The organism is Candidatus Pelagibacter sp., assembly GCF_052049855.1.
Classification (GTDB): domain Bacteria; phylum Pseudomonadota; class Alphaproteobacteria; order Pelagibacterales; family Pelagibacteraceae; genus Pelagibacter.
Genome location: NZ_JBNGZE010000001.1, coordinates 187897 through 210324 on the forward strand (window position 1 = coordinate 187897; position 22428 = coordinate 210324).

Genomic DNA, 22428 nt, shown 5'->3' on the forward strand with positions numbered 1-22428 from the left:
TTTACTTTTGGATTTGTTTTTCATAAAAGTTTTTATATAAGTCAGATTTTATTAATAATTCACTATGCTTTCCGTTATCAACTACTTTTCCTGAATTGATCAAATATATATTATTTGAATTCAATATAGTAGAAAGTCTATGCGCAATCACAATAGTTGTTTTATCAGTAGTCAATATTTTAAGTGCCTCTTGAATTTTTTTTTCTGTTTCAGTATCTAATGCCGATGTTGCTTCATCTAATAAAATTATACTACTTTTTTTAATCATAGCTCTTGCTATAGATAATCTTTGTTTTTCTCCACCAGATAATCTCACTCCATTTTCTCCAATTAAAGTTTCATATTTATTGGGCAATTTCTCAATAAAATCATGTGAATTGGATAATCTAGAAACTTCATACACCTCCTCGTCTGTTGCATTTTCATTTGCATATTTTATGTTATTTTTGATTGTGTCATCAAATAGAGTCGTTTCTTGACTTACTAGAGAAATATTTTTTCTCAAAGAACTTATCGTTGCTTCATTAATAGAGGTTTTGTCAATTGTAATGTCACCCTTATGAGATTGATAGAATCTTGGTATTAAATTTAAAATTGTAGATTTACCCGATCCACTATGTCCTACAAGTGCCGTCATTTTGCGACCTTCAAAAACTAAATTTATGCCTTTAAGAATATTTTCCTCTTCTGAATTATATTTAAAAAAAATATTTTTGAATTCAATAGTGCCATCAGTGATATTTATTGGTTGAGAAGTTATTTTATCTTTAATGTTGTTTTCAGTATCAACAATTGGCAATATTCTTGACGCTGCAGAAAAACCTTGATTAATAACGATATTTAGAGTTGATAATGATCTAACAGGTTGATATGCCAACATCATCGCTGCTAAAAAAGAAAAAAAATTATTTACTTCTATTTCGTTTTTAATAATCAATTTACCAGAGTAATAGATCAATATTGCAATCATAATTCCTGTTAACACTTCCATAATTGGTGACATTCTAACTAGAATAGTACTTATCTTTTTACTTTTCTCTTTTAATTGATTTAAATGATTATTTGCTCTTTTATTCTCAAAGTTTTCTTTTTGAAAAATTTTAATTAGCTTATGATTTTTAAAAAGTTCTACTAAATAACTCGTTAAAAATCCAGATTTTTCCTGAGCTTCTGTAACTACTTTACCCATTCTTTTTCCTAAGCTTCTTGCTGCAATACTTGCTAGTGGTATCATTACAATTGAAACTAGAGATAACTTCCAATTCTGTAAAAACATTACAGTTAAAAGACCAATTAAAGTCAAACTATCTTTAAATAAATTTAAAATAGCATTACTTAGCAGGTTGGTAATATGTGCTACATCATATGTTAAATTAGAAATAAATTTTCCTGAATGTTTGTTGTCAATGAATTGAGTATCAGCACTAATTAAAGATTTTAACATGTCAGATTGAAGTTTCATTTTAACTTCTTCGCCAACATTAATCATTAATATCTTTGCTACATACAAAGAAACACCTTTTACTGCAAAAGCAATTATGATTAGCAGAGGTATAATAAATATTAATGTTTGATCTTTTTCAATAAATATTTTTTTAATTGCAGGATCAAGTAGCCACGCAATTGATGAAGTGCTTCCAGCAACCAAAATAGAAAAAAATACAGAAAATAATATTTTGTCAAGATATTTCTTAGTATAATCATTATAGAGTCTTTTAAAAATTTCTATTTTATTCATCAAAAAATTTTACAAATTAAAAAATTAAGAAATATTATAAATCCAAATAAATTATTACTTTTAAATGCCCTCAAACAGCTTGAAGGGTTATCTAAATTAAATATTTTGATTTGATAAGCAAATAAATGTAAAAAAGGAATTATTGTCAAAAAATAGAATATTATATTAAATTTCATTTTATACCCACCTATCAGAAAAAAGATTAACAAAAATGTGTAGCATAAAAATAAAAATTTTTTAGCATTTCCTTTAAATTTAATTGAGGTTGATTTTAATCCTATTATTTCGTCATCTTTTATGTCTTGATATCCATAAATCGTATCGTACCCCAGTGTCCAAAATATGGCTCCAAAATAGAAAATTATAGCTACAAAATCTAATTGATTTTGTACTGCAGTCCATCCAAGAATTAATCCATAATTAAAAGTAATACCTAAAAATAATTGCGGCCAATAAGTGTACCTTTTCATTAGAGGATAAGTAAAAGCCAATGGCATTGAAGCTAAAGCTAAAAATATAGTTAAAAAATTAAAATTAATAAGGACAATTAGTGCAAAAATACATAAAATTAATGAATAAAATATTCCTGTTTTTATTGAAACTTTTCCTGATGCTATAGGACGATTTTTAGTTCTAGAAACTCTACTATCAAACTCTTTATCTAGAATATCATTTACAATACAACCAGCGGATCTCATTAAAACAGATCCAAAAAAAAATAATATTAAATATGATATATAATTTTTTAAACCTGAGGAAAAATCGTATGCTAATGTTAATCCCCAGGCGCACGGCCAGAATAACAACATAAAGCCAATTGGTTTTTTCAATCTAGCTAAATCGATAAATAGTTTTAATTGGTCCATATTATTTTACTTGTAAATAACAAAGCCTAGTTTCATAATCAAATTGATTCGTATGAATATAGATTACACAGTCACTGCTCTAATGTTTCCTGCAATCCCTTTGATGATGGCTGTATATAGTAATAGGTTTCATTCTTTAAGTATATTAATTCGCCAGCTTCATGATGAGCATGTTTATGAAAAACATATCCCACCAGAATGGAAAAAGCAGTTTATAAATCTTAGTGGTAGAATAACTTTGCTAAGATGGACAATACTTTTTTCATCATTTGGATTCCTTTTTAACATGTTGACAGTATTTGCCTTGTATCTTGATGAGTTTTTTTTGGCTCGTGTAATTTTTGGATCTTGCTGTTTATCTATGATTATATCTATAATTTTTTTTATAAGGGAAATTCAAATTTCAACGAATGCACTCAAGCTACATATGTCTGATATGGATGTTGATGTTAATTAGGGATTATAACAGCTGGACCTAAAATTTTTCTTCCTTCAAGATCTTTATGCGCTTGAATAACATCTTCTAGATTATATTTTTTAAAAATTTTGATTTTAATTTTATCAAGGCTAATTTTTTCAAACATTGTTTTGGATGCTTCATTTAACTCTTCTCTTGTTGAGAGGTATTGTTGCATGGAAGGTCTTACAAGATAAAGACCTTTTGGCTGAATAACTTTAGGCACATTAATATCTGACAAAGGTCCAGATGCATTTCCAAATGAAACCATCATTCCTCTAATAGCTAAACATTCAATAGAACCGTCTAGTGTATCTTTTCCAACACCATCATAAACAACAGGTACACCCTTGCCATTTGTTATTTCTAAAACATTTTTAGCAAAGTTTTCTTTATTATAATTAATTACATGATCGTAACCATTTTCTTTAGCTATATTTATTTTTTCATCTGATCCAACCGTACCTATAACAGTGCAACCTAAACTTTTAGCCCATTGTCCAAAAATTTGACCAACACCGCCAGCGGCCGCATGAAATAAAATTGTTTCACCTGATTTAACTGGATAAGTTTTATGTAAAAGATAAAAAGTTGTTAGTCCTTTTGTCATTAAAGTTGCGGCTATTTCAAGATTAATATCATTGGGTACTTTTACTAAATTCTTAGTTGGATAATTTCTGTGCGAACAATAAGAACCTAAAGGAGTCCCCGCATAAGAAATTTTATCACCAATTTTAAAGTCTTTTACATTCTCACCAACATCTGTAATAACTCCAGCACCTTCCAAGCCAAGACCAGTAGGTAGTTTTAAAGGGTATAGACCTGATCTATGATAAGTATCAATGTAGTTTAAACCAATTGCTTTTTGTTCAATGGTTACATGATCAGGACCAGGTTTATCTAAAGTAATATTGTTTACTTCCAAAACTTCAGGTCCACCATTTTTATTAATTTCTACAGCTTTCATAATTTATTTTACAAACGTACCATTATGATAATCTTGAACTGCTTTCAAGATTTCTGCTTTAGTATTCATAACAAATGGTCCACCTCTAGCTATTTCCTCATTTATTGGTTTACCTGAAATCAATAAAAACTTAGTATTTGATTTTGCTTTAACACTTAAATCTTCACCTTTAGTTAATAATATTAAAGTACTATCTGTAACTTGATCGTGTTTATCCTTTCCAATTTCAATTTCACCATTAATTAAATAAACAAAAGTATTGTGGGTAGATGGTAATTTAAAATTAAATTCTTTACCTTTGTTGAGCTCAACATCAAAATAAACCGGTTCAACGTTATGACCTTTTACTGGTCCTTCAGCACTCTTGAATTTACCAGCAATTACTTTTACTTGTTTCTCATCATCTTTGTGAACACTCATTTTATCAGCATCAATATAAAGATATTCAGGCTTACTCATTTTTAATTTAGCGGGCATGTTAATCCACAATTGAAAACCATGAAGTCTTCCTTCTTTCATAGCAGGCATTTCTGAATGAATGATCCCACTTCCTGTTTTCATCCATTGAACATCTCCCGCTGTCATTCTACCTTCACCACCTGAACTATCTTTATGCTCAAAGTCGCCAGCCAACATATAAGTCACTGTTTCAATTCCTCTATGAGGGTGGGGTGGGAAACCCGCGATATAATCCTCACTATTTTCTGATCCAAATTCATCAAGCATTAAGAAAGGATCAAAATAATTTGGCTCAACACCAATACTTCTTTTTAATTTAACTCCAGCACCGTCAGAAGCTGGAATAGGATCAATGATTTTACTAACTTCAATATTTTTCATATTTTATAAATAAGAATTTTTTATATTATATCAAGTAACTTACTAAGATCTTTAATTTGATGTTTTGGTACATAATCTAGATTATCAAAAGTATTATTGTTTCTATTAACCCAAATAGAATTATAACCATAATTTCCACCACCAGATATATCCCAAGTGTTAGCACTTAAAAAAGCAACCTCATTTTTTTTAATATTATATTTTTTAATTGGTATATCGTAAACTTTAGAGTCTGGTTTATAAATACCAACTTCTTCAATTGAAAAGAGATCATCAAACAAATTATCTAAATTATTGCTTTTAACTAATTGATTGAGAAGAGCGGGTGTACCATTTGAAAGAATAGCAAGTTTTAAATTTTTATTTTTTAAAGATTTTAAAACTTCAGGCACTTCCTTAAATGGTGATAGAATTTTGTAAAGGTTTAATAATTCATTTCTCATATGAGAATCTATTTCATAGGTTTTCATTGATTTATCCAAACTATCCTCAGTCACTTGCCAAAAATCCTTATGACGTTTCATTAAACTTCTTAGCCAAGTGTATTCTAATTGTGTAGTTCTCCAATGATTAGCAAAACTTTCCCACTTATCACCTATTTTGCCTTTACATTTCTCAGCAGCTGAATTGACATCAAATAAGGTGCCGTAAGCATCAAAAATTATTGCTTTAATATTTTGCATAAACTAACTTATCAATATGAGTAACATTAGATTATTTTATTCAAAAAGTTTATCTCTTAATTTGACTGACAAACTTGATAAATCTCAATCTCATTATGTTTCTAAAGTAATGAGAATTAAAGAAAATGAAGTTTTTTCTCTTTTTAATAGTAGTGGTGAATGGGAAGCTAAAATTTTAAATATAACCAAAAACATAGTTGAGTTTAATGTTACGAAGCAATTAAGACAGAAAGAAAATATAAAAGAACTCTGGTTAGCTTTCTCTCCAATCAAATTAAATTACTTAAATTTTATGATTCAAAAAGCTACTGAGCTTGGTGTAACTAAGTTTTTACCAGTTATCTTTGAAAGAACGATTGTTAGAAAGATCAATAAAGAGAGATTGGAAAAAGTAATCATAGAAGCAACCGAACAGTCAAATAGAATAAGAGTTCCTCCAATTGAGGATCCTCAAAATTTAAAAAGCTTTTTAAATAATGATATGGATTTAATATTTACTGACCTCAACACTACTAATACAAAAATTGACATTAAAAAGTTAACTACAAAGCCTACTTGTGTAATTATAGGACCTGAGGGAGATTTTTCTGAGGAGGAAAGGGAAGAGATTCTTAGTTTTAACGATGTCCAACCAATTAAAATCAATGAAAACATCTTGAGATCTGAAACGGCTGTAATTTCTGCCTTATCGATCATAAATTACGCCATTAATTGATATTTTGTCGCTAAAAGTAAAAGTGTATTTTTTTAAAAGACACTCTATATAAGGTAAAAAAATGAAAAAATTTTTATATATATTTCTAACATTCTTTATCACTTCAAGCGCATTCGCTAATCAACCAGTCGATTGGCAACTAGGTTTTCAAAAGGCTGCTTCCGAGACTATGAGAGATATAGTTAATTTCCATGATAAATTGTTGTTACCTATTATAATAGCAATTAGTGTTTTTGTTCTATTTTTAATGGTTTATGCTTGTATAAGGTTTAGAGCTTCAGCAAATCCAGTTCCATCAAAAAGAACTCATAATGTTGCTGTTGAAGTTTTATGGACTTTAATCCCATGTTTAATTCTTATCGTGATGGCAGTTCCATCATTTAAAATTTTATACAAACAAGATGCAATTCCAAAGGCGGATATAACAGTTAAAGCTATAGGATATCAATGGTACTGGGGATACGAGTATCCAGATGAAAATATTTTCTTCGACTCATATATGATCGAAACTAAAGATTTAAAAGAAAACGAGCCTAGACTTTTAGCCGTAGATAATGAACTGGTTGTTCCAGTAAATAAAGTTGTTAAGGTAATGATCACTGCTAATGATGTTCTTCATGCTTGGGCACTTCCTTCATTTGGAGTAAAACGAGATGCTGTGCCTGGAAGAATAAATGAAACTTGGTTTAAAGCAGAAAAAGTTGGAACTTATTATGGTCAATGTTCTGAACTGTGTGGAATTAAACACGCATTTATGCCAATAGAAGTTAGAGTTGTTACTGAGGAAGAATATCAAGAGTGGTTGTTAGACGCTAAAGTCAAATTTGCAAAAGAAATTAATGAGCAAGATCAATTTAAAAAATTAGCGAGTAAATAATATGTATACACAAACGGCATCACACGACGATCATCATACTCCATCTGGTTGGAAACGTTGGGCTTATTCAACTAACCACAAAGATATTGGAACTATGTATCTAATATTTGCAATTATTGCAGGTGTGATTGGTACTGCATTTTCAGTTTTAATGAGAATGGAACTGATGCATCCAGGTGATGGAATTTTAGGTGGAAATTATCATTTATATAATGTCTTAGTTACTGGTCATGGTTTAATAATGATTTTCTTTATGGTTATGCCAGCAATGATAGGTGGCTTTGGTAATTGGTTTGTTCCAATAATGATTGGTGCACCTGATATGGCTTTTCCTAGAATGAATAATATTTCATTCTGGTTACTGCCTACATCTTTCATATTATTAATTATGTCAATTTTTATGGATGGCCCTCCAGGTCAAACAGGAGTAGGAGGAGGATGGACAATATATCCACCATTATCATCTACAGCAGGTCAACCAGGTCCAGCAATGGATTTTGCAATTTTAAGTCTACACTTAGCTGGAGCTTCTTCAATTTTAGGTGCAGTAAATTTTATTACTACAATTTTAAACATGAGAACACCTGGTATGACATTGCACAAAATGCCATTATTTGCTTGGTCAATATTAGTAACTGCTTTCTTATTATTGTTATCATTACCAGTTTTAGCAGGAGCAATTACTATGCTTCTTACAGATAGGAACTTTGGAACAGCTTTTTTTGATGCGCAAACTGGAGGAGATCCAGTTCTATTCCAACATTTATTTTGGTTTTTTGGTCACCCGGAAGTTTATATTTTGATTTTACCAGGTTTTGGAATGATCAGTCATATTGTTTCAACATTTTCTAGAAAACCAGTTTTTGGATACTTAGGAATGGCTTATGCAATGGTCGCAATTGGAATAGTTGGTTTCGTTGTTTGGGCTCACCACATGTATACAGTTGGTTTAAGCACAGATACTAAAGCGTACTTTTTAGCTGCAACTATGATCATAGCGGTTCCAACTGGTATAAAAATATTTTCATGGATAGCAACTATGTGGGGTGGTTCGATTTCATTTAAGACTCCAATGGTTTGGGCTTTAGGATTTATATTTTTATTTACCGTTGGTGGAGTTACCGGAGTAGTACTTGCGAATGCTGGAGTTGACACTGCAATGCATGATACTTACTACGTTGTTGCTCATTTTCATTACGTGCTATCTTTAGGAGCTGTATTTGCAATCTTTGCAGGATTTTACTATTGGTTTGGAAAAATGACTGGTTATGAGTACTCAGAGTGGATGGGTCAATTACACTTCTGGTTAACGTTTATCGGAGTTAACTTGGTTTTCTTCCCACAACACTTTTTAGGGCTTGCGGGAATGCCAAGAAGATATGCTGACTATCCAGATGCTTTTGCAGGATGGAATTACATTTCTTCAATTGGTTCCTACATTTCTGTAATTGGATTGGTAGTATTTTTTATAAACCTTGCTTATGCGTTTTATAAGAAAAAGGCTGCAGCACAAAACCCATGGGGAGAAGGCGCTACAACTTTAGAATGGACTGTACCATCTCCACCGAATTTTCATACTTTTGAGGAATTACCAAAGTTTGAGGATGAAGAGGGTGTTGAAAAATCTACTAGCTAAGTATAACAAACAAGATTTTTCAATTTTAAATTAATGATTAAGTCTAAATTAAAAAATAGAAACCTATCTCAAGAAGACGCCTTTAATTTATCTGAATTATTTAAATTAATGAAACCAAGAGTAATGTCTTTGGTTATCTTTACATGTGCAGTTGGATTGTTAATGGCTCCAAATATAATTCCAACAAAAGATGCAATCATTGGAATAATTTTAGTTTCAATTGGAGCAGGAGCAGCTGGGGCTTTAAATATGTGGTACGAGTCAGATTTAGATGCCCTTATGACAAGAACTTGTTTAAGACCAATTCCAACAGGGAAGGTAAATAGAAATCAAGCACTAGTATTTGGAATTTCTCTTTCGATTTTTTCTGTAATTGCGCTTGATTATTATTCAAACAGAATATCAGCTAGTTTGTTATTTTTTACTATTTTGTTTTATGTATTTGTTTATACAATTTGGTTAAAAAGAAAAACTCCGCAGAATATAGTAATTGGAGGAGCAGCAGGAGCATTACCCCCGGTGATTGGTTGGACTATAGCTACCAATTCTTTAACTTTTGAGCCAATTACATTTTTTTTGATTATATTCTTTTGGACGCCTTCACATTTTTGGGCTTTAAGTTTGTATAAATCAGATGATTACAAAAAAGCGAATATACCAATGCTTCCACTTACAAATGGCGTTGAGAGTACAAAATTAAACATATTTGTTTATTCTTTAACGATGTTACCTGTAATTATCTTGCCTTACGCAATTGGATTTGTAGGTATAACTTTTTTAATACCATCTTTAATTTTGACAATTTATTATAATTATTTATGTTTCGATCTTTATAAATTTAAAAAAAATAAATTTGATGCAAAAAAAGCAAAATCTATTTTTGGATATTCAATTTTGTATTTATTTTTAATTTTTGTTCTTTTTTTAGTTGATAAAATTATATGATAACACCTGACAAAAAAACGAAGAAAAAAAATATTATAACTGCTATAGCAATTTTAGCGTTTATGGTATTTTTATTTATATTTACTTTATACAACGTTGGAGTATTTGATAGACAGATATGATTAAAGGCAAAACATTAACTCCTTTACTTTTAGCTGGGATTTTTATCCTTATGTTGGGATTGTCTTTTGCGGCAGTACCTTTGTATGATTTGTTTTGTAGAGTTACAGGCTTTGGTGGAACAACACAGGTATCTAAAGAAGCTCCTAAAATAGTATTAGATAAGGTTGTTAGTGTGAGATTTGATACAAATGTGAACAACCTTGATTGGAATTTCAAAGCAAAATCAAACGTCATTGATGTGAAAGTTGGCCAGGTTAACAGAATAGAATTTGAAGTTGAGAACTTAGGAAATGAAACAACTCATGGTGTGGCTAGTTTTAACGTGTCACCTGCAAGTTTCGGTAAATATTATAGTAAATTAGGATGTTTTTGTTTTGAAAAACAAGAGTTGAAGGCAGGAGAGAAGGCAACTTACGTAATGACTTTCTATTTAGACCCTGACCTTGTGAACGATCCAACTACAAAAAATCTACAAGATGTAACTATGTCGTACACTTTTTTCTCGACAGATTACTATAAACAATCATAATCACGGAAAATGTCAGCAGAAAAAAAACACGATTACCACTTAGTTGATCCAAGTCCCTGGCCAATCTATACATCTTTTGCATGCTTAGTATTAGCTATAGGTGCAATTTTTTATATGCATAACGGTATTTCTTGGGGGATGTATCTTGGTTTGGCTTTATTAATCTACGGTGCATATATGTGGTTTAGAGATGTTGTAATTGAGGCCGAACATCAAGGACATCACACTCCTGTTGTCCAAATTCATCATAGATATGGAATGACTTTATTTATTGCTTCAGAAGTAATGTTCTTTGTTGCATGGTTCTGGGCTTATTTTGATATAAGTTTGTTTCCAAATGAATTTGTTGGAAATGTGTGGCCACCAAAAGATATTGAAACATTTGATCCTTGGGACATTCCTTTGATAAATACTTTAGTTTTATTACTATCAGGGACAACTGTTACTTGGGCCCACCACTCTTTATTAGAGGATGATAGGAAAGGATTTATACAAGGGTTAACTTTAACGGTAATCCTGGGTTTCTTTTTTACCTTATTACAAGCATATGAATACCATCATGCCACTTTTACCTACTCGGGTCATATTTATGGAGCAGTTTTTTACATGGCGACAGGTTTTCATGGTTTCCATGTGATTATTGGAACAATATTTTTGGCCGTATGTTTATGGAGAGGAAGACTTGGTCATTTCACAAAGGATCATCATTTTGGGTTTGAAGCAGCTGCTTGGTACTGGCACTTTGTTGACGTAGTGTGGCTTTTCTTATTTGCTGCAATTTATATTTGGGGAAGTTAATATTTATCCTTGAAGAATAAATTATTATTTTCGGTTTTTGTTTATTTTATTATTTTAACTCTTCTCTCGTTGGGGTTTTGGCAAATTTATAGATTAAATTGGAAATTAGAATTAATTGAGCAAATTGAAAATTCTTTAAAAAATAACCCTGTAGAATTATCCAATGTTGAAAAAAAAAATTATCTTAGAATAAAGACAAGTGGAGAAATTGATTTTGATAAACAAATTTACTTATATAACTTAAATGATGAAGGCAAACCTGGATTTGAAGTTGTTAATCCAATAAAAATTGGTGACGAAAATTATTTAATTAATAGGGGCTGGATACCTTTCGAAAAAAAAGGTCTAAATGAAATAAATTTAGTTGATCAAAATCAAATAGTTGGCACTCTTATGCTGCAAACCAAACCAAGTTCATTTAAGCCTGAAAATGATATTGAAAAAAATTATTGGTTCACTTTGAATAGAGAAGATATTTTAAAATTTACTGGTAGAAATTTTTCAAATTATGTCATTTATTTAAACGGTGAATATAAAATTCCAAAACCAAGAGTGATAACTGCTAAAATTTCAAATAATCATAAGAAGTATGCAATTACTTGGTTTTCTATGGCGGTTTCAATCCTTTTAATATATTTATATTTTAGAAAAAAAAATTATTAAATGAGATACTTAAGTACAAGAGACACATCAAAAACCTTTGAATTTAAAGATGTTTTTATTAAAGGTCTTGCTGACGATGGGGGCTTATTTATTCCTGAAATATTAGTGAAATATAATGAAAATGAAATTAAAGATTTAAAAAAACTTAGTTATTCAGATTTAGCTAAAAGAATTATTTATCCATTTATTGGTAATTTTATGTCTCAGGCTGAATTAGCTAACATTATTGATAAATCTTACTCTACATTTAGAAAAGATAATGTTGTAGATTTAATTAAGCTTGGAGACAAAACGGTATTAGAGCTATTTCATGGTCCTACTTTAGCTTTTAAAGATGTTGCCATGCAACTTTTAGGTAACTTTTACGAATATTATTTAAATAATGAAAATCAAAAAATTAATATTGTGGTTGCAACATCTGGAGACACCGGTGCTGCAGCAATTGATGCAATTAAAGGCAAAAAAAATGTTAATATTTTTGTTCTTCATCCAGATAATCGTGTTTCACCAGTGCAAAGAAAATTAATGACAACAGGTAAACATGAAAATGTATTTAATGTAGCTATAAAAGGAAATTTTGATGATTGCCAAAATCTAGTTAAATCTATGTTTGCAGATAAGAAGTTTTCAAATGAAATCAAAATGTCAGGGGTAAATTCTATTAATTGGGCAAGGATTATTGCTCAAAGTGTTTATTATTTTTATAGCTATTTACTAGTTGAAAATACTGAGGAACCAACAAATTTTTCAGTACCAACAGGAAATTTTGGAGATGTTTATGCCGGATATTTAGCTAAAAAAATGGGCTTGCCTATTAATAAATTAATTGTTGCAACTAATCAAAACGATATTTTACATAGAGCAATATCAAAAGGTACTTATGAGGCAGAAACGGTCTCTGAAACTATTTCTCCTAGTATGGATATTCAAATAGCTAGCAATTTTGAGAGACTTATATTCGACCTAAATAATGAGGACGATAAACAGACTTCATTAGATATGAAAAATATTAAAGATAATGGAAAATATTTAATTAGTGAAGATAAATTAAATAAAATTAGAGAAAATTTTCTATCAGCTAGAATGAGTGAGGATGAGACTTTAGAGGTTATCAAAAAGGTGTATGAAAAATTTTCTGTAGTTTTAGATCCACACACAGCTATCGGGTATGGTGCTTTTGACAAACATAACTTAAAAGGAAATAATATTGTACTAGCAACAGCACATCCTTGTAAATTTCCTGATGCCGTTTCTAAAGCTATAAATTTAAGATCTGAATTACCAAAAAAACTGGAGTTTATTTTGAATGAAAAAGAAGATTATGATATAATTGAAAATAATTTAGAGAAAATTAAAAACTACATTGTAGGTAAAACAAAATGAAAATTAAAGAAGGGGAACAGCTTCCAAATTCTGAATTTTATTATTTAGACTCAAGTGGAGTAGCCAAAAAAATAACTACAACAGAAGTTTTTAAAAATCATAAAACAATTGTGATTGGTGTTCCTGGGGCATTTACAAAAGTTTGTTCAGCAAAACATCTACCAGGTTATGTTGATAATTATGAGACAGCGAAGAATAAAGGGGTTACAAAAATTATTTGTGTTTCAGTCAATGATCCAAATGTTATGAAAGCATGGGGTGAAAGTCAAAAAGCCGAAGATAAAATATTTATGGCTGCAGATCCATACTGTGAATTTACTAAATCAATTGGAGCAGAAATTGATAGATACGATCGGGGTCAGGGAATGAGATCAGCAAGATATACAATGTTAATCGAGGACAATATTGTAAAGAAAATACAAGCAGAAGAAGATACTGCTACTTGTGAAATTTCAGCAGCTCAAAATTTTTTAAATTTAATCTAAATTTGCTGCTTTTTTAGCTAGTAAGTCGACCTCTTCATTTAAAGGGTCTCCGTTATGAGCTTTAACCCAATTCCATTGAATACTAAGTGATTTATTTAAATTATATAGATCAATCCACAAATCTTTATTTTTAACATCTTCTTTTTTTGACGTTTTCCAATTATTATACATCCAAATATTAATCCACTCAGTTATTCCATTTTTTACATATTGAGAGTCTGTATATATTTTTATTTCAACACCAGGTTTCATATCTTTCAATGCATTAATTGGAGCCAGCAACTCCATTCTATTATTCGTTGTATTTTTTTCGTTACCACTAATTTTTCTTATTTCTTTTCCATCATTTATAATTGCAGCCCATCCACCGTTACCTGGATTTGTTAAACAAGAGCCATCTGTATAAATTGTAATCATTAATTTAAATAATCTTTAAATGAACTCAAATTGTTATGTGAGAGTAACTTTTGATAATACTCATTAGGATCTTTAATTTTAATCAGCGCTGTTTTGGGCGTATTTGAGTAGTCATACAGTCTAGTTAACAAATATCTTAATGCAGCTCCTCTACACAAAGTATTTATAGATTTTTTTTCCTTCAATGAAATTTTTTTAACACTTTCATACCCTTTGATTAAATTTTTAATTTTATTGTTATTCATTTTGAATTTCCCCTTTTTATGGTCAAAACAAAGAGCATTTATACATATAGCAATTTCATACATAAAATAATCACTAGCAGCAAAGTAGAAATCAATAATTCCAGAAAGCTTCTTTTTTTTGAAGAAGATATTATCTATAAATAAGTCACCATGGATAATACCTTTGGGTAATTGTTTAGGCCAATTTTTATTAATATCCTTTAGGTTGTTTTTTAAAAATATTTTTAAATTTGAAAATTTTTTTGATTTAAATTTAATACTTTCTAATAAAGGCTTTAAATTTCTAACTCCCATTGAATTTTTTCTGTTAAGTTTCATTTTTTTTGTAACTATATGCATTTGAGCAATAGTTTTACCAATTGCATAACAATCATTTACTTTTAATATTTTTTTATCCCTACCTTCCAAAAATGAAACGATACATGCAGTTTTATTTCTTAATTTAATAAGATATTGATTATTTTTGGTTTTAAGTGGTTTGGGACAATTTATGTTTGAACTATTCAGACTATCCATTAATTTCATAAAAAAAGGTATTTCTTTCTGCAAAACTCTTTTTTCAAATATAGTTAATATATATTTTTTCTTTTTTGATTTAAGAAGGTAGTTTGTGTTTTCTATACCTTGCTTGATACCCTTAAAGCTTGTAATCTTCTCTAAATTAAAATTTTCATTAATAGTATCAATTTCCTTTTGCTTTATTTTAGTATAAACAGCCATATTTTAGTTTAACTTATTAGGAACTTTAAATACTACATCTTCTTTAATTATTTCAACTTCATTGATACTTATAGAAAATTTATTTTTTAAATCATTAATAAAATTTTCGACTAAAATTTCAGGCGCAGATGCTCCTGACGATATACCAATAGTATTACAATTTTCAATTTGATCAAATGGTATTGAGCTTTCTGAGTGGATAAGTTGTGAATTTTTACATCCTGATTTTTTTGCCACCTCAACAAGCCTAACAGAATTTGATGAGTTTCTGCTACCAATGACAAAAAACATATCACAATTTTTTGCAATATTTTTTACTGCCATCTGACGGTTAGTAGTTGCATAACAAATATCTTCTTTCATTGGTTCTTTTATATCTGGAAATTTATTTTTCAAAATTTTGATTATTTCTTTAGTATCATCAACTGATAAAGTAGTCTGTGTAATATATGATATTTTTTTATTTACATAATTTTGATAGTTAATAGCATCTTCCTCACTTTGAATTAAATCTATAGAACCTTCAGTTAATTGACCCATAGTTCCTATTACCTCAGGGTGGTTTTTGTGACCAATTAAAAGTATGTGATAACCAGCTTTATTTAAATTTTCAGCTTCCCTATGAACTTTAGATACGAGTGGACATGTAGCATCAACGTAAGTCATCTTATAATTTTTTGCTTCTTCAGGTATTTTTTTTGGTACTCCATGTGCGGAAAAAATTACTGGTCGAGATTTATCCTGTATTTCCTCTAGCTCTTCTACAAATATTGCTCCCTTATTTTTTAAATTATCCACAACGTGTTTATTATGTACAATTTCATGACGTACATAAACTGGAGCACCAAATTTTTGTATAGATTTTTCAACTATTTCGATTGCTCTCTCTACTCCAGCACAAAATCCACGAGGTGCAGATAACAATATTTTTAATTCTTTATTTTTCATTTTTTTCTAAAAAATATTCCAGCAATATATGTGGAAAGGTTAAAGACGCCAAACCTATAAATATTATTTTTAAAATTGCACTGTCTAAATTGTATGAATTACTAAGCATGTATAGTGCAATAAAACAAAGGACAGCTGTTAAAATTGTTAAAGGTAAAGCTTTTTTTACAAATAATTTAAATCCATTTGTTATACTATATGTATCAAGTTCGAAAGCTAGTGAAATTGAATGTCTTATTGAATGTAAAAAACAGAAATACACAGTGAAGGCTAGCAGCGGAGATAAATAATAGTTTAATATTAGTATTGAAAAATAATCTAAAAAAATTACAAACTTTTTAATTTCAAAATTCTTTAAGAAAAGATAAATACTAGATAAAGTGCTACAGATTATTCCTATTTGAATTACTCTATTTGTCTCAATAAAACTTAAACTTGAATAAAACACCTCATTATCAATTAATAACAATTTAAATATTTCTATAGTTTCTTGAAAATTAAAATATAAAGGAGCAAGTATAATTAAAATTCCTTTAAAAAAATAAAGTAAATGATTTAAATAAGATTTATCATTTATTAAAAAATCTGTATCCTCTTTACCAAAGTGATAGGAAGCAACTATTAAAAAAAGAATTAAAGTCATTGATGGCAATAGCATCCAAGTCACTATCACCATTACAGAAATTAAAACATAAATAATATAGAATATATAAGTTGATTGAATTTTTAATTTATCAAGAATTTTTTTTCCTTTAATATGGTCTAATGATCCGTGAGAGACACCTATAATTAAAATTAAAAGTAAACATAAAATTGATGAAATTTTTAAATTACTAAATTTAAAAGATAAAATACAAAAAATATTTATTAAAAAGAAAAAAATAAACGAATGATTAAAATTTATTTTTTTTTTATTATTGCTCATATTAAATCAATTCTTTTAAAAATTTCCACTTAGGCATTTTTAGAATAACTTCTAAATCTTCAAAAAAACTACTTTTGTTTGATAAAAAATTAATGGCTGTTTTAGGTTTTGAATTAAAAACTTTTAAAAAAATATTACCCATTTCATACGGGTTATTTTTAAGAACTTTTAAAAAAATTTTATCTAAAAAATCATATTTTGAATTAATTTTAAATTGATTAACATTTTTTATATTTTCTAAGTTTTTTCTTATATATCTGCTTTGTTCTTGAATATTTAGGAAAGTATAACCTGTACTAAGTCTAGTCATACCCCCAGCCGATCCTATGTTAATTTCATTTAATTCATTTTTATTTTTTTGTCTAAAAAGAGGAATTGCTCCTTTTTCTTGAAAATATACTTTACATTGTCTTAAGTTTAAATGATTACATAAGTAGTCATCAATTTGTTCTTCATAATCAGTCAAGGAGCTATTATTTAGTTCAGATATCCAAGTAGTTTCAATAAGTGCTGTCTTTTTTGTAAATGGCAGAGTATAAAAAAAGTGCACTCTACTTCTTTGATCACAATTGAAATCCATTAAGTTAAATATTTCTTCATCAAAAAAATCTTTTCGAGTTTCTATTTCTACGCCACAAAAGTGTTGCCATAACTCACTGGGCCTACTCTCGAAATTATGTACACTATTAAATACAATTGATTTTGACTTATCTATGTTATCCATACTTTTAGAAAAAGTAATATTTTTATTTGATTTAAGTTTTCGAAGTATTTTTTCATAAAACATACCACTATCAATCGTCTGGTACGGGGTAGATTTACAATTTATAAATTTTGTTTCACTTGTTGTATTTATTGAAAAACTAGTCCAACTTTTTTTTACACAATCATCAAAGTTATGAGGAAAAACTTTCCAAAAAGACCAAGTTTTGTCTCTTTTATAATCCTCCCTTGGATCAACAATTGCTAAAGTTTTATCTTTTAATTTATTATAAATTTCTAGCTCATATGCTAATGAAAGACCCGCACAACCTCCACCTATAATTATATAATCAAATTCTTTCATTTAAATTTATTTCTTCATTAATTAAATTATGATCGTGATTAATATTATCATCGTTTATACTTATAAGTGACAACCTAATTAAGTCAAAAATAGATAAAAAAGTTTCAATAATTTTTTCAATATTTGAAACATAAATTTTTCCTGATTTTTTATAATTTTCTATGTTTTGTTTATTTAAAATTTTATAACCAATTTTTCTATAAACTCTTCTTGCAACCAAAATAGAAAATCTAAAACTGAATGGTATTTCTTTAATTGAGTAAAATGAATTGTCATAAAACTTTTCTGAAAGCTTTATTGTAGTCTTTATTTCCTCAAAATTTTCATTGATATAAAATCTATTATTCTTTTTATCTTCTATAACGTCTCTAGAAATATTTGTTAATTGCATAGCAATTCCAAGATCGATAGCTGATTTTAAAGATTGTTGTTTGTGAACATTCAATATTTTAGCCATCATTAATCCAACAGTTCCAGCTACCCTGTAAGAATAAATTAATAATTCTTTTTTTGAATTAAGTTTAACATTTTCTTTTATATCAGAATTAATACCTTCAAATAAATCCTCAACAATTTTCGTAGAAATATTAAATTCATTAATTAAATCCCACATGTTTTTAATAACTGGATTATCATAATTTTTATTTACAAAATTATTTCTAAATTTATTAAAATTATCTTTTTTTACTTCCATCCTGTTTTCATCATCAGCAATATTATCTGCTTCTCTGCAAAAATCATAAAGTGCAGAGCATTTTTCGTAAGTTTTTTTTGGTAAAAAAAAACCAGCCCAATTGAAAGATTTGGCGTAAAGAGTTAAATAATTTTTAGTTAACATTAAAATAATTTATCTAAAACTTTTGCTGAAGACAGAACACCCGGAACCCCAGCTCCCGGATGTGTGCCTGCGCCAACAAAGTATAAACCATCATATATTTCTGATTTATTATGAAATCTAAAATATGCTGATTGTGTAAATTTGGGTTGAACTGAAAAACCTGATCCAAATTTTGTATTTAACTCTTTTTCAAAGTAATCAGGTGTAAGATAAAAATCTTCAATTATATTTTTCTTAAGATCTGGCATTAAGTCTTTTTCCATTTTTCCAATTACTAGATCTTTCATTTTTTCACCTTCAATTTCCCAATTAATTTTTGACTGATTGTTAGGAACAGGCACTAAAACATAAAAACAATCATTTCCCTCTGGAGCCATAGCTTTATCTGTTGCTGTAGGTCTGTGAAGATAATAGCTGATATCATTATTTAATTTTTTTTTATCAAATATATCATCAAGATGTTCCTTGTACTTGTTTCCAAATTTTATTGTATGATGTTCAACATTCTCATAAATTTTTTTTGTTCCAAAATAGTAAACAAATAAACCCATAGAATATTCCATTCGATTTTTTTTCCAATTAAACAACATGGAACTCTCGTTGCTTCTGCTTAACATTTTCTCATAAAATGCTGGTGGATCTGCATTACAAACAACATTATCTGCATCAATTTTATTTTCATTATTTAATTTTACACCACTTATTTTATTATTTTTTGTTATGATTTCCGTTACTTCACTGTTTTTTATTATTTCAACACCAACCTCATTCATTAACTTTTCAAAACCTTTAATTATATTTCCTGTTCCTCCAACTGAATAATGTATTCCCCATTTTTTTTCTAAATAAAGAATTAATCCATAAATAGAAGTGGTGGTAAAAGGATTTCCCCCAACTAGCAAAGGATGCATACTAAACATTCTTCTTAATTTTTCATTTTTTACGTAAGATGAAACAAGTGAGTATACTGATTTATAACTTTTAAGTTTCAAAAGGGCAGGCAATTGCTGCATCATTACAAAAGGTTTATTAAATGGCACATCTGCAAGTTCTGAAAAACCTTTGTCGAAAATCTTTTTGGTGAAATTAACTAACTTTTCATATCCATTTACATCTTCTTTACTTAGCTTCTCAATTTGGTTTTTCATTTCTAATTCGTCACCCGAATAGTTAAATTTTGTTTTGTCTTCAAAAATAAATTGGTACCAAATTTTTAGTGGGGTTAGTTCTATATAATTTTTTGGATCTTTATTGAATAACTCAAACAATTCATTAATTAAATAGGGTGCAGTAATTACTGTTGGTCCAGCATCATAGATAAACCCATTTCTTCTAAAAACTCTAGCTCTACCACCTAGGTCTGGATGTTTTTCTATTAATTTTACTTTATGACCTTTAGCTTTAAGTCTCAGCGCTGCTGCGATTCCACCAAATCCTGATCCGATGACTATAGAATTCATTTTAATAATTTATAGCTTTTTTTGAAAATTGTAAGTGTATTATGAGTTAATTTTTTTTAACTCTTCTTTAGTTTCATCTAAATTTTTTTGAAACACAGCATCTAATTTTGCCTTATCTACAGATGTAGTTATTATTTTTTTTACTGAGTCTACGGCAATCTTTATTGAAGTGTCCTTAATTTCTTTTAAAGCAGCCTCTTTCATCTGACTTATTTTATTTTCAGTTAAATTTTTTTTAATTTCTGAGGATTTATGAAATTTATCATTCATTTCAATTATCAATCTATCAGCATCTTTTTTAGCGTTTTCAAGGATTTCATTGCTAACAGATTGAGCTGTATCTAATTTTTTTTGTGAATTATCTAATAGTGTTTTTGCTTCAGTTCTCAATTTTTCACTTTCGTCAATTTCATTTTTTATGTCAGATATCAATTTATCTAACATTTCAGAAATTTTTTGAGGTATCTTAAGATAAATTAAACCTCCAAAAAAAATAACAAATGATACGGCTACCCAAAATGTTGCATCAATTGCCATAGTATTTATCTCCATTTTTTTTAGATAGATCGTCAACAATTGCAGATATACTGCTGTTGTTTACTTCAGTACCAATAAGTTTTTGTAATAACTCAGATGAAGTCTCAATAGCTATTTTATTTATTTTATCTGGCGCATTCTTTCTTAATGTATCTATCTCTTTTTCAGCCTCAGCAATTTCATTATCAATTTGCTTATCAAGAATCTCTCTTTTTGCACCAATGTTTTTAAGTGCTTTCTCTCTTGCTTGATTGAAAATGCTATTAGCCTCTAGTTTGCTTTTAGAGATAATTTCATCATATTCTTTTAGCTTCGCATCACTATCTTCTCTTTGTTTCTCAGCAGCCTCAATGTTTTCTAATATTTGGGATTTTCTTGACTCTAAGTTATTACTAATTTTCGGTAATATTAGTTTAGATAAAACTAAATACATAATACCAAAAGTAAGTATTAACCAAAAGATTTGAGAAACCCAAAACTCTGGATTTAATTGAGGCATACCTCCACTTTCAGCTGCAAAAGCTTCTTGAATAAATAAAAAGCTAAAAAATATCGTCTGAAAATATATTTTTTTAATCATCAATTTAAAACGCAAAAAGAATGATTAACGCAACTACCAATCCGAATAATCCTGTAGCTTCTGCAAGTGCAAAACCTAAAAGCAAGTTAGGAAATTGTTTTTGCGCTGCAGATGGATTTCTCATTGCTCCAGACAAATAATTTCCAAAAATTATTCCTATACCAACACCAGCTCCAGCTAAAGCGATTGCCGCTAAACCTGCTCCGATCATTTTTGCTGCTTCTAATTCCATTATATCCTCCTCTGTTATTAATGGTGTAAATTTAATGCATCATTTAAATAGATGCAGGTTAAGATTGCAAAAACATAAGCTTGAAGAAAAGCAACTAAGATCTCCAAACCAGTCAACGCAACCGAAAAACTTAGTGGAAGCCACCCACCAACTATTCCAAGGCTAATTACAAAGCCTCCGAAAACTTTCATCATAGTATGACCAGCCATCATATTGGCAAATAATCTAACTGATAAACTTATAGGTCTACTTAAATAGGAAATAATTTCTATAACAACAATTAAAGGTAGTAATACTGCAGGTACTCCACTTGGAACAAATAATTTTAAATACCCAAATCCATGTCTAATAAACCCAATTACAGTCACTCCAATAAATATAAATGCTGCGAGAACAAATGTTACAATGATATGACTGGTTACAGTGAAAGTATAAGGTATCATTCCAAACATGTTACAAAATAAAACAAACATGAATAGAGAAAATATAAATGCAAAGTATGGTTTCGCTTTTGATCCAGCTGTATCGCTAATCATTTTAGATACAAAGGTATAGCTAAGTTCTGCTAATAATTGAATTTTGTTTGGTAGTATTGAATTTTTTTTTGATCCTAAATTAAATATTAACAAAATAGATACAGTACTTAAAATCATAAACAAACTTGAGTTCGTAAACGATATGTCGAATGCTCCAACTTTAATTTCTGGTCCAATTCTATAAACATTGAATTGAGACATAGGATTTGCTGCCATAGT

At 28.9% G+C, this 22428-nt stretch carries 26 protein-coding genes; 10 read left to right on the plus strand and 16 right to left on the minus strand.

Annotated elements, in window-relative coordinates:
* Window position 1: 1 nt before the first annotated feature.
* The gene (locus ACTT9X_RS00995) at window positions 2-1738 is read right to left on the minus strand and encodes an ABC transporter ATP-binding protein (RefSeq protein WP_440933839.1); all 1737 of its coding nucleotides are present in this window, start codon (window positions 1736-1738) and stop codon (window positions 2-4) included.
* Window positions 1738-2604 carry a 4-hydroxybenzoate octaprenyltransferase gene (gene ubiA, locus ACTT9X_RS01000; RefSeq protein ID WP_440933840.1) on the minus strand — a complete coding sequence of 289 codons (867 nt, stop codon included), beginning with the start codon at window positions 2602-2604 and terminating at the stop codon, window positions 1738-1740. The genes ACTT9X_RS00995 and ubiA overlap by 1 nt, the downstream gene beginning before the upstream one ends.
* Window positions 2605-2656: 52 nt before the next feature.
* Between ubiA and ACTT9X_RS01005 the strand changes: the two genes are divergently transcribed.
* Window positions 2657-3061, plus strand: a complete 405-nt coding sequence (locus ACTT9X_RS01005; RefSeq protein ID WP_440933841.1) for a DUF2721 domain-containing protein — start codon at window positions 2657-2659, stop codon at window positions 3059-3061.
* On the opposite strand, the gene ACTT9X_RS01010 is transcribed toward ACTT9X_RS01005, so the two are convergent.
* Genes ACTT9X_RS01010 through ACTT9X_RS01020 form a run of 3 tightly spaced genes read right to left on the minus strand, consistent with a single transcriptional unit; the run spans window position 3054 to window position 5551 of the window.
* Window positions 3054-4028, minus strand: coding sequence for a quinone oxidoreductase family protein (locus ACTT9X_RS01010; RefSeq protein WP_440933842.1), 975 nt, complete (start codon window positions 4026-4028; stop codon window positions 3054-3056). The genes ACTT9X_RS01005 and ACTT9X_RS01010 overlap by 8 nt on opposite strands.
* Before the next feature lie 3 nt (window positions 4029-4031).
* Window positions 4032-4868, minus strand: a complete 837-nt coding sequence (locus ACTT9X_RS01015; RefSeq protein ID WP_440933843.1) for a pirin family protein — start codon at window positions 4866-4868, stop codon at window positions 4032-4034.
* 20 nt (window positions 4869-4888) lie between these two features.
* Window positions 4889-5551, minus strand: coding sequence for a haloacid dehalogenase type II (locus tag ACTT9X_RS01020; protein WP_440933844.1), 663 nt, complete (start codon window positions 5549-5551; stop codon window positions 4889-4891).
* Between the two features lie 16 nt (window positions 5552-5567).
* Here ACTT9X_RS01020 and ACTT9X_RS01025 point away from each other — a divergent pair, with 16 nt between their 5' ends.
* The 9 genes from ACTT9X_RS01025 to ACTT9X_RS01065 all read left to right on the plus strand — a co-directional run bounded on the left by ACTT9X_RS01025 (window position 5568) and on the right by ACTT9X_RS01065 (window position 13705).
* A complete protein-coding gene (locus ACTT9X_RS01025) occupies window positions 5568-6266 on the plus strand; it encodes an RsmE family RNA methyltransferase (protein ID WP_440933845.1) in 699 nt (232 codons plus the stop codon).
* Between the two features lie 61 nt (window positions 6267-6327).
* A complete protein-coding gene (gene coxB / locus ACTT9X_RS01030; protein ID WP_440933846.1) occupies window positions 6328-7143 on the plus strand; it encodes a cytochrome c oxidase subunit II in 816 nt (271 codons plus the stop codon).
* Window position 7144: 1 nt separating this feature from the next.
* Window positions 7145-8779, plus strand: coding sequence for a cytochrome c oxidase subunit I (gene ctaD / locus ACTT9X_RS01035; RefSeq protein WP_440933847.1), 1635 nt, complete (start codon window positions 7145-7147; stop codon window positions 8777-8779).
* Between the two features lie 33 nt (window positions 8780-8812).
* On the plus strand, window positions 8813-9724 hold the full coding sequence (cyoE, locus tag ACTT9X_RS01040; RefSeq protein WP_440933848.1) for a heme o synthase: 912 nt from the start codon (window positions 8813-8815) through the stop codon (window positions 9722-9724).
* 118 nt (window positions 9725-9842) lie between these two features.
* Window positions 9843-10376, plus strand: a complete 534-nt coding sequence (locus ACTT9X_RS01045) for a cytochrome c oxidase assembly protein (protein ID WP_440933425.1) — start codon at window positions 9843-9845, stop codon at window positions 10374-10376.
* A 9-nt stretch (window positions 10377-10385) separates the two neighbouring features.
* Window positions 10386-11174 carry a cytochrome c oxidase subunit 3 gene (locus ACTT9X_RS01050; protein WP_440928570.1) on the plus strand — a complete coding sequence of 263 codons (789 nt, stop codon included), beginning with the start codon at window positions 10386-10388 and terminating at the stop codon, window positions 11172-11174.
* Window positions 11175-11183: 9 nt separating this feature from the next.
* Window positions 11184-11837 (plus strand): SURF1 family protein, encoded by a 654-nt coding sequence (locus tag ACTT9X_RS01055; protein ID WP_440933849.1) that lies wholly within the window; start codon window positions 11184-11186, stop codon window positions 11835-11837.
* Window positions 11838-13220, plus strand: coding sequence for a threonine synthase (thrC, locus tag ACTT9X_RS01060; RefSeq protein ID WP_440933850.1), 1383 nt, complete (start codon window positions 11838-11840; stop codon window positions 13218-13220).
* Entirely contained in the window at window positions 13217-13705 is a 489-nt protein-coding gene (locus tag ACTT9X_RS01065; protein ID WP_440933851.1) for a redoxin family protein, read from the plus strand. The genes thrC and ACTT9X_RS01065 overlap by 4 nt, the downstream gene beginning before the upstream one ends.
* Here ACTT9X_RS01065 and rnhA read toward each other — a convergent pair.
* The 11 genes from rnhA to ACTT9X_RS01120 are packed head-to-tail and all read right to left on the minus strand — an operon-like array spanning window position 13697 to window position 22425.
* Window positions 13697-14122 carry a ribonuclease HI gene (rnhA, locus tag ACTT9X_RS01070; RefSeq protein WP_440933852.1) on the minus strand — a complete coding sequence of 142 codons (426 nt, stop codon included), beginning with the start codon at window positions 14120-14122 and terminating at the stop codon, window positions 13697-13699. The two genes, ACTT9X_RS01065 and rnhA, sit on opposite strands and share 9 nt — an antisense overlap.
* Window positions 14122-15087 (minus strand): homoserine kinase, encoded by a 966-nt coding sequence (locus ACTT9X_RS01075; RefSeq protein ID WP_440933853.1) that lies wholly within the window; start codon window positions 15085-15087, stop codon window positions 14122-14124. The genes rnhA and ACTT9X_RS01075 overlap by 1 nt, the downstream gene beginning before the upstream one ends.
* 3 nt (window positions 15088-15090) lie before the next feature.
* On the minus strand, window positions 15091-16035 hold the full coding sequence (gene ispH, locus ACTT9X_RS01080; protein WP_440933854.1) for a 4-hydroxy-3-methylbut-2-enyl diphosphate reductase: 945 nt from the start codon (window positions 16033-16035) through the stop codon (window positions 15091-15093).
* Window positions 16025-16960, minus strand: coding sequence for a Brp/Blh family beta-carotene 15,15'-dioxygenase (locus ACTT9X_RS01085; protein ID WP_440933855.1), 936 nt, complete (start codon window positions 16958-16960; stop codon window positions 16025-16027). The genes ispH and ACTT9X_RS01085 overlap by 11 nt, the downstream gene beginning before the upstream one ends.
* A gap of 1 nt (window position 16961) precedes the next feature.
* Window positions 16962-18026: a lycopene cyclase family protein gene (locus tag ACTT9X_RS01090; protein WP_440933856.1), complete on the minus strand. Its 1065-nt coding sequence runs from the start codon at window positions 18024-18026 to the stop codon at window positions 16962-16964.
* The gene (locus ACTT9X_RS01095) at window positions 18013-18864 is read right to left on the minus strand and encodes a phytoene/squalene synthase family protein (protein WP_440933857.1); all 852 of its coding nucleotides are present in this window, start codon (window positions 18862-18864) and stop codon (window positions 18013-18015) included. Before ACTT9X_RS01095 ends, ACTT9X_RS01090 begins: the two co-directional genes overlap by 14 nt.
* Window positions 18864-20324, minus strand: coding sequence for a phytoene desaturase family protein (gene crtI, locus ACTT9X_RS01100; protein WP_440933858.1), 1461 nt, complete (start codon window positions 20322-20324; stop codon window positions 18864-18866). Before crtI ends, ACTT9X_RS01095 begins: the two co-directional genes overlap by 1 nt.
* A gap of 39 nt (window positions 20325-20363) precedes the next feature.
* Window positions 20364-20876: a F0F1 ATP synthase subunit B family protein gene (locus tag ACTT9X_RS01105; RefSeq protein WP_440933859.1), complete on the minus strand. Its 513-nt coding sequence runs from the start codon at window positions 20874-20876 to the stop codon at window positions 20364-20366.
* Window positions 20851-21441, minus strand: a complete 591-nt coding sequence (locus ACTT9X_RS01110) for a F0F1 ATP synthase subunit B family protein (protein WP_440933860.1) — start codon at window positions 21439-21441, stop codon at window positions 20851-20853. Before ACTT9X_RS01110 ends, ACTT9X_RS01105 begins: the two co-directional genes overlap by 26 nt.
* A 4-nt stretch (window positions 21442-21445) precedes the next feature.
* Window positions 21446-21673 (minus strand): F0F1 ATP synthase subunit C, encoded by a 228-nt coding sequence (locus tag ACTT9X_RS01115; RefSeq protein ID WP_006997791.1) that lies wholly within the window; start codon window positions 21671-21673, stop codon window positions 21446-21448.
* 17 nt (window positions 21674-21690) lie between these two features.
* Window positions 21691-22425, minus strand: coding sequence for a F0F1 ATP synthase subunit A (locus ACTT9X_RS01120; protein WP_440933861.1), 735 nt, complete (start codon window positions 22423-22425; stop codon window positions 21691-21693).
* Between the last annotated feature and the right edge of the window lie 3 nt (window positions 22426-22428).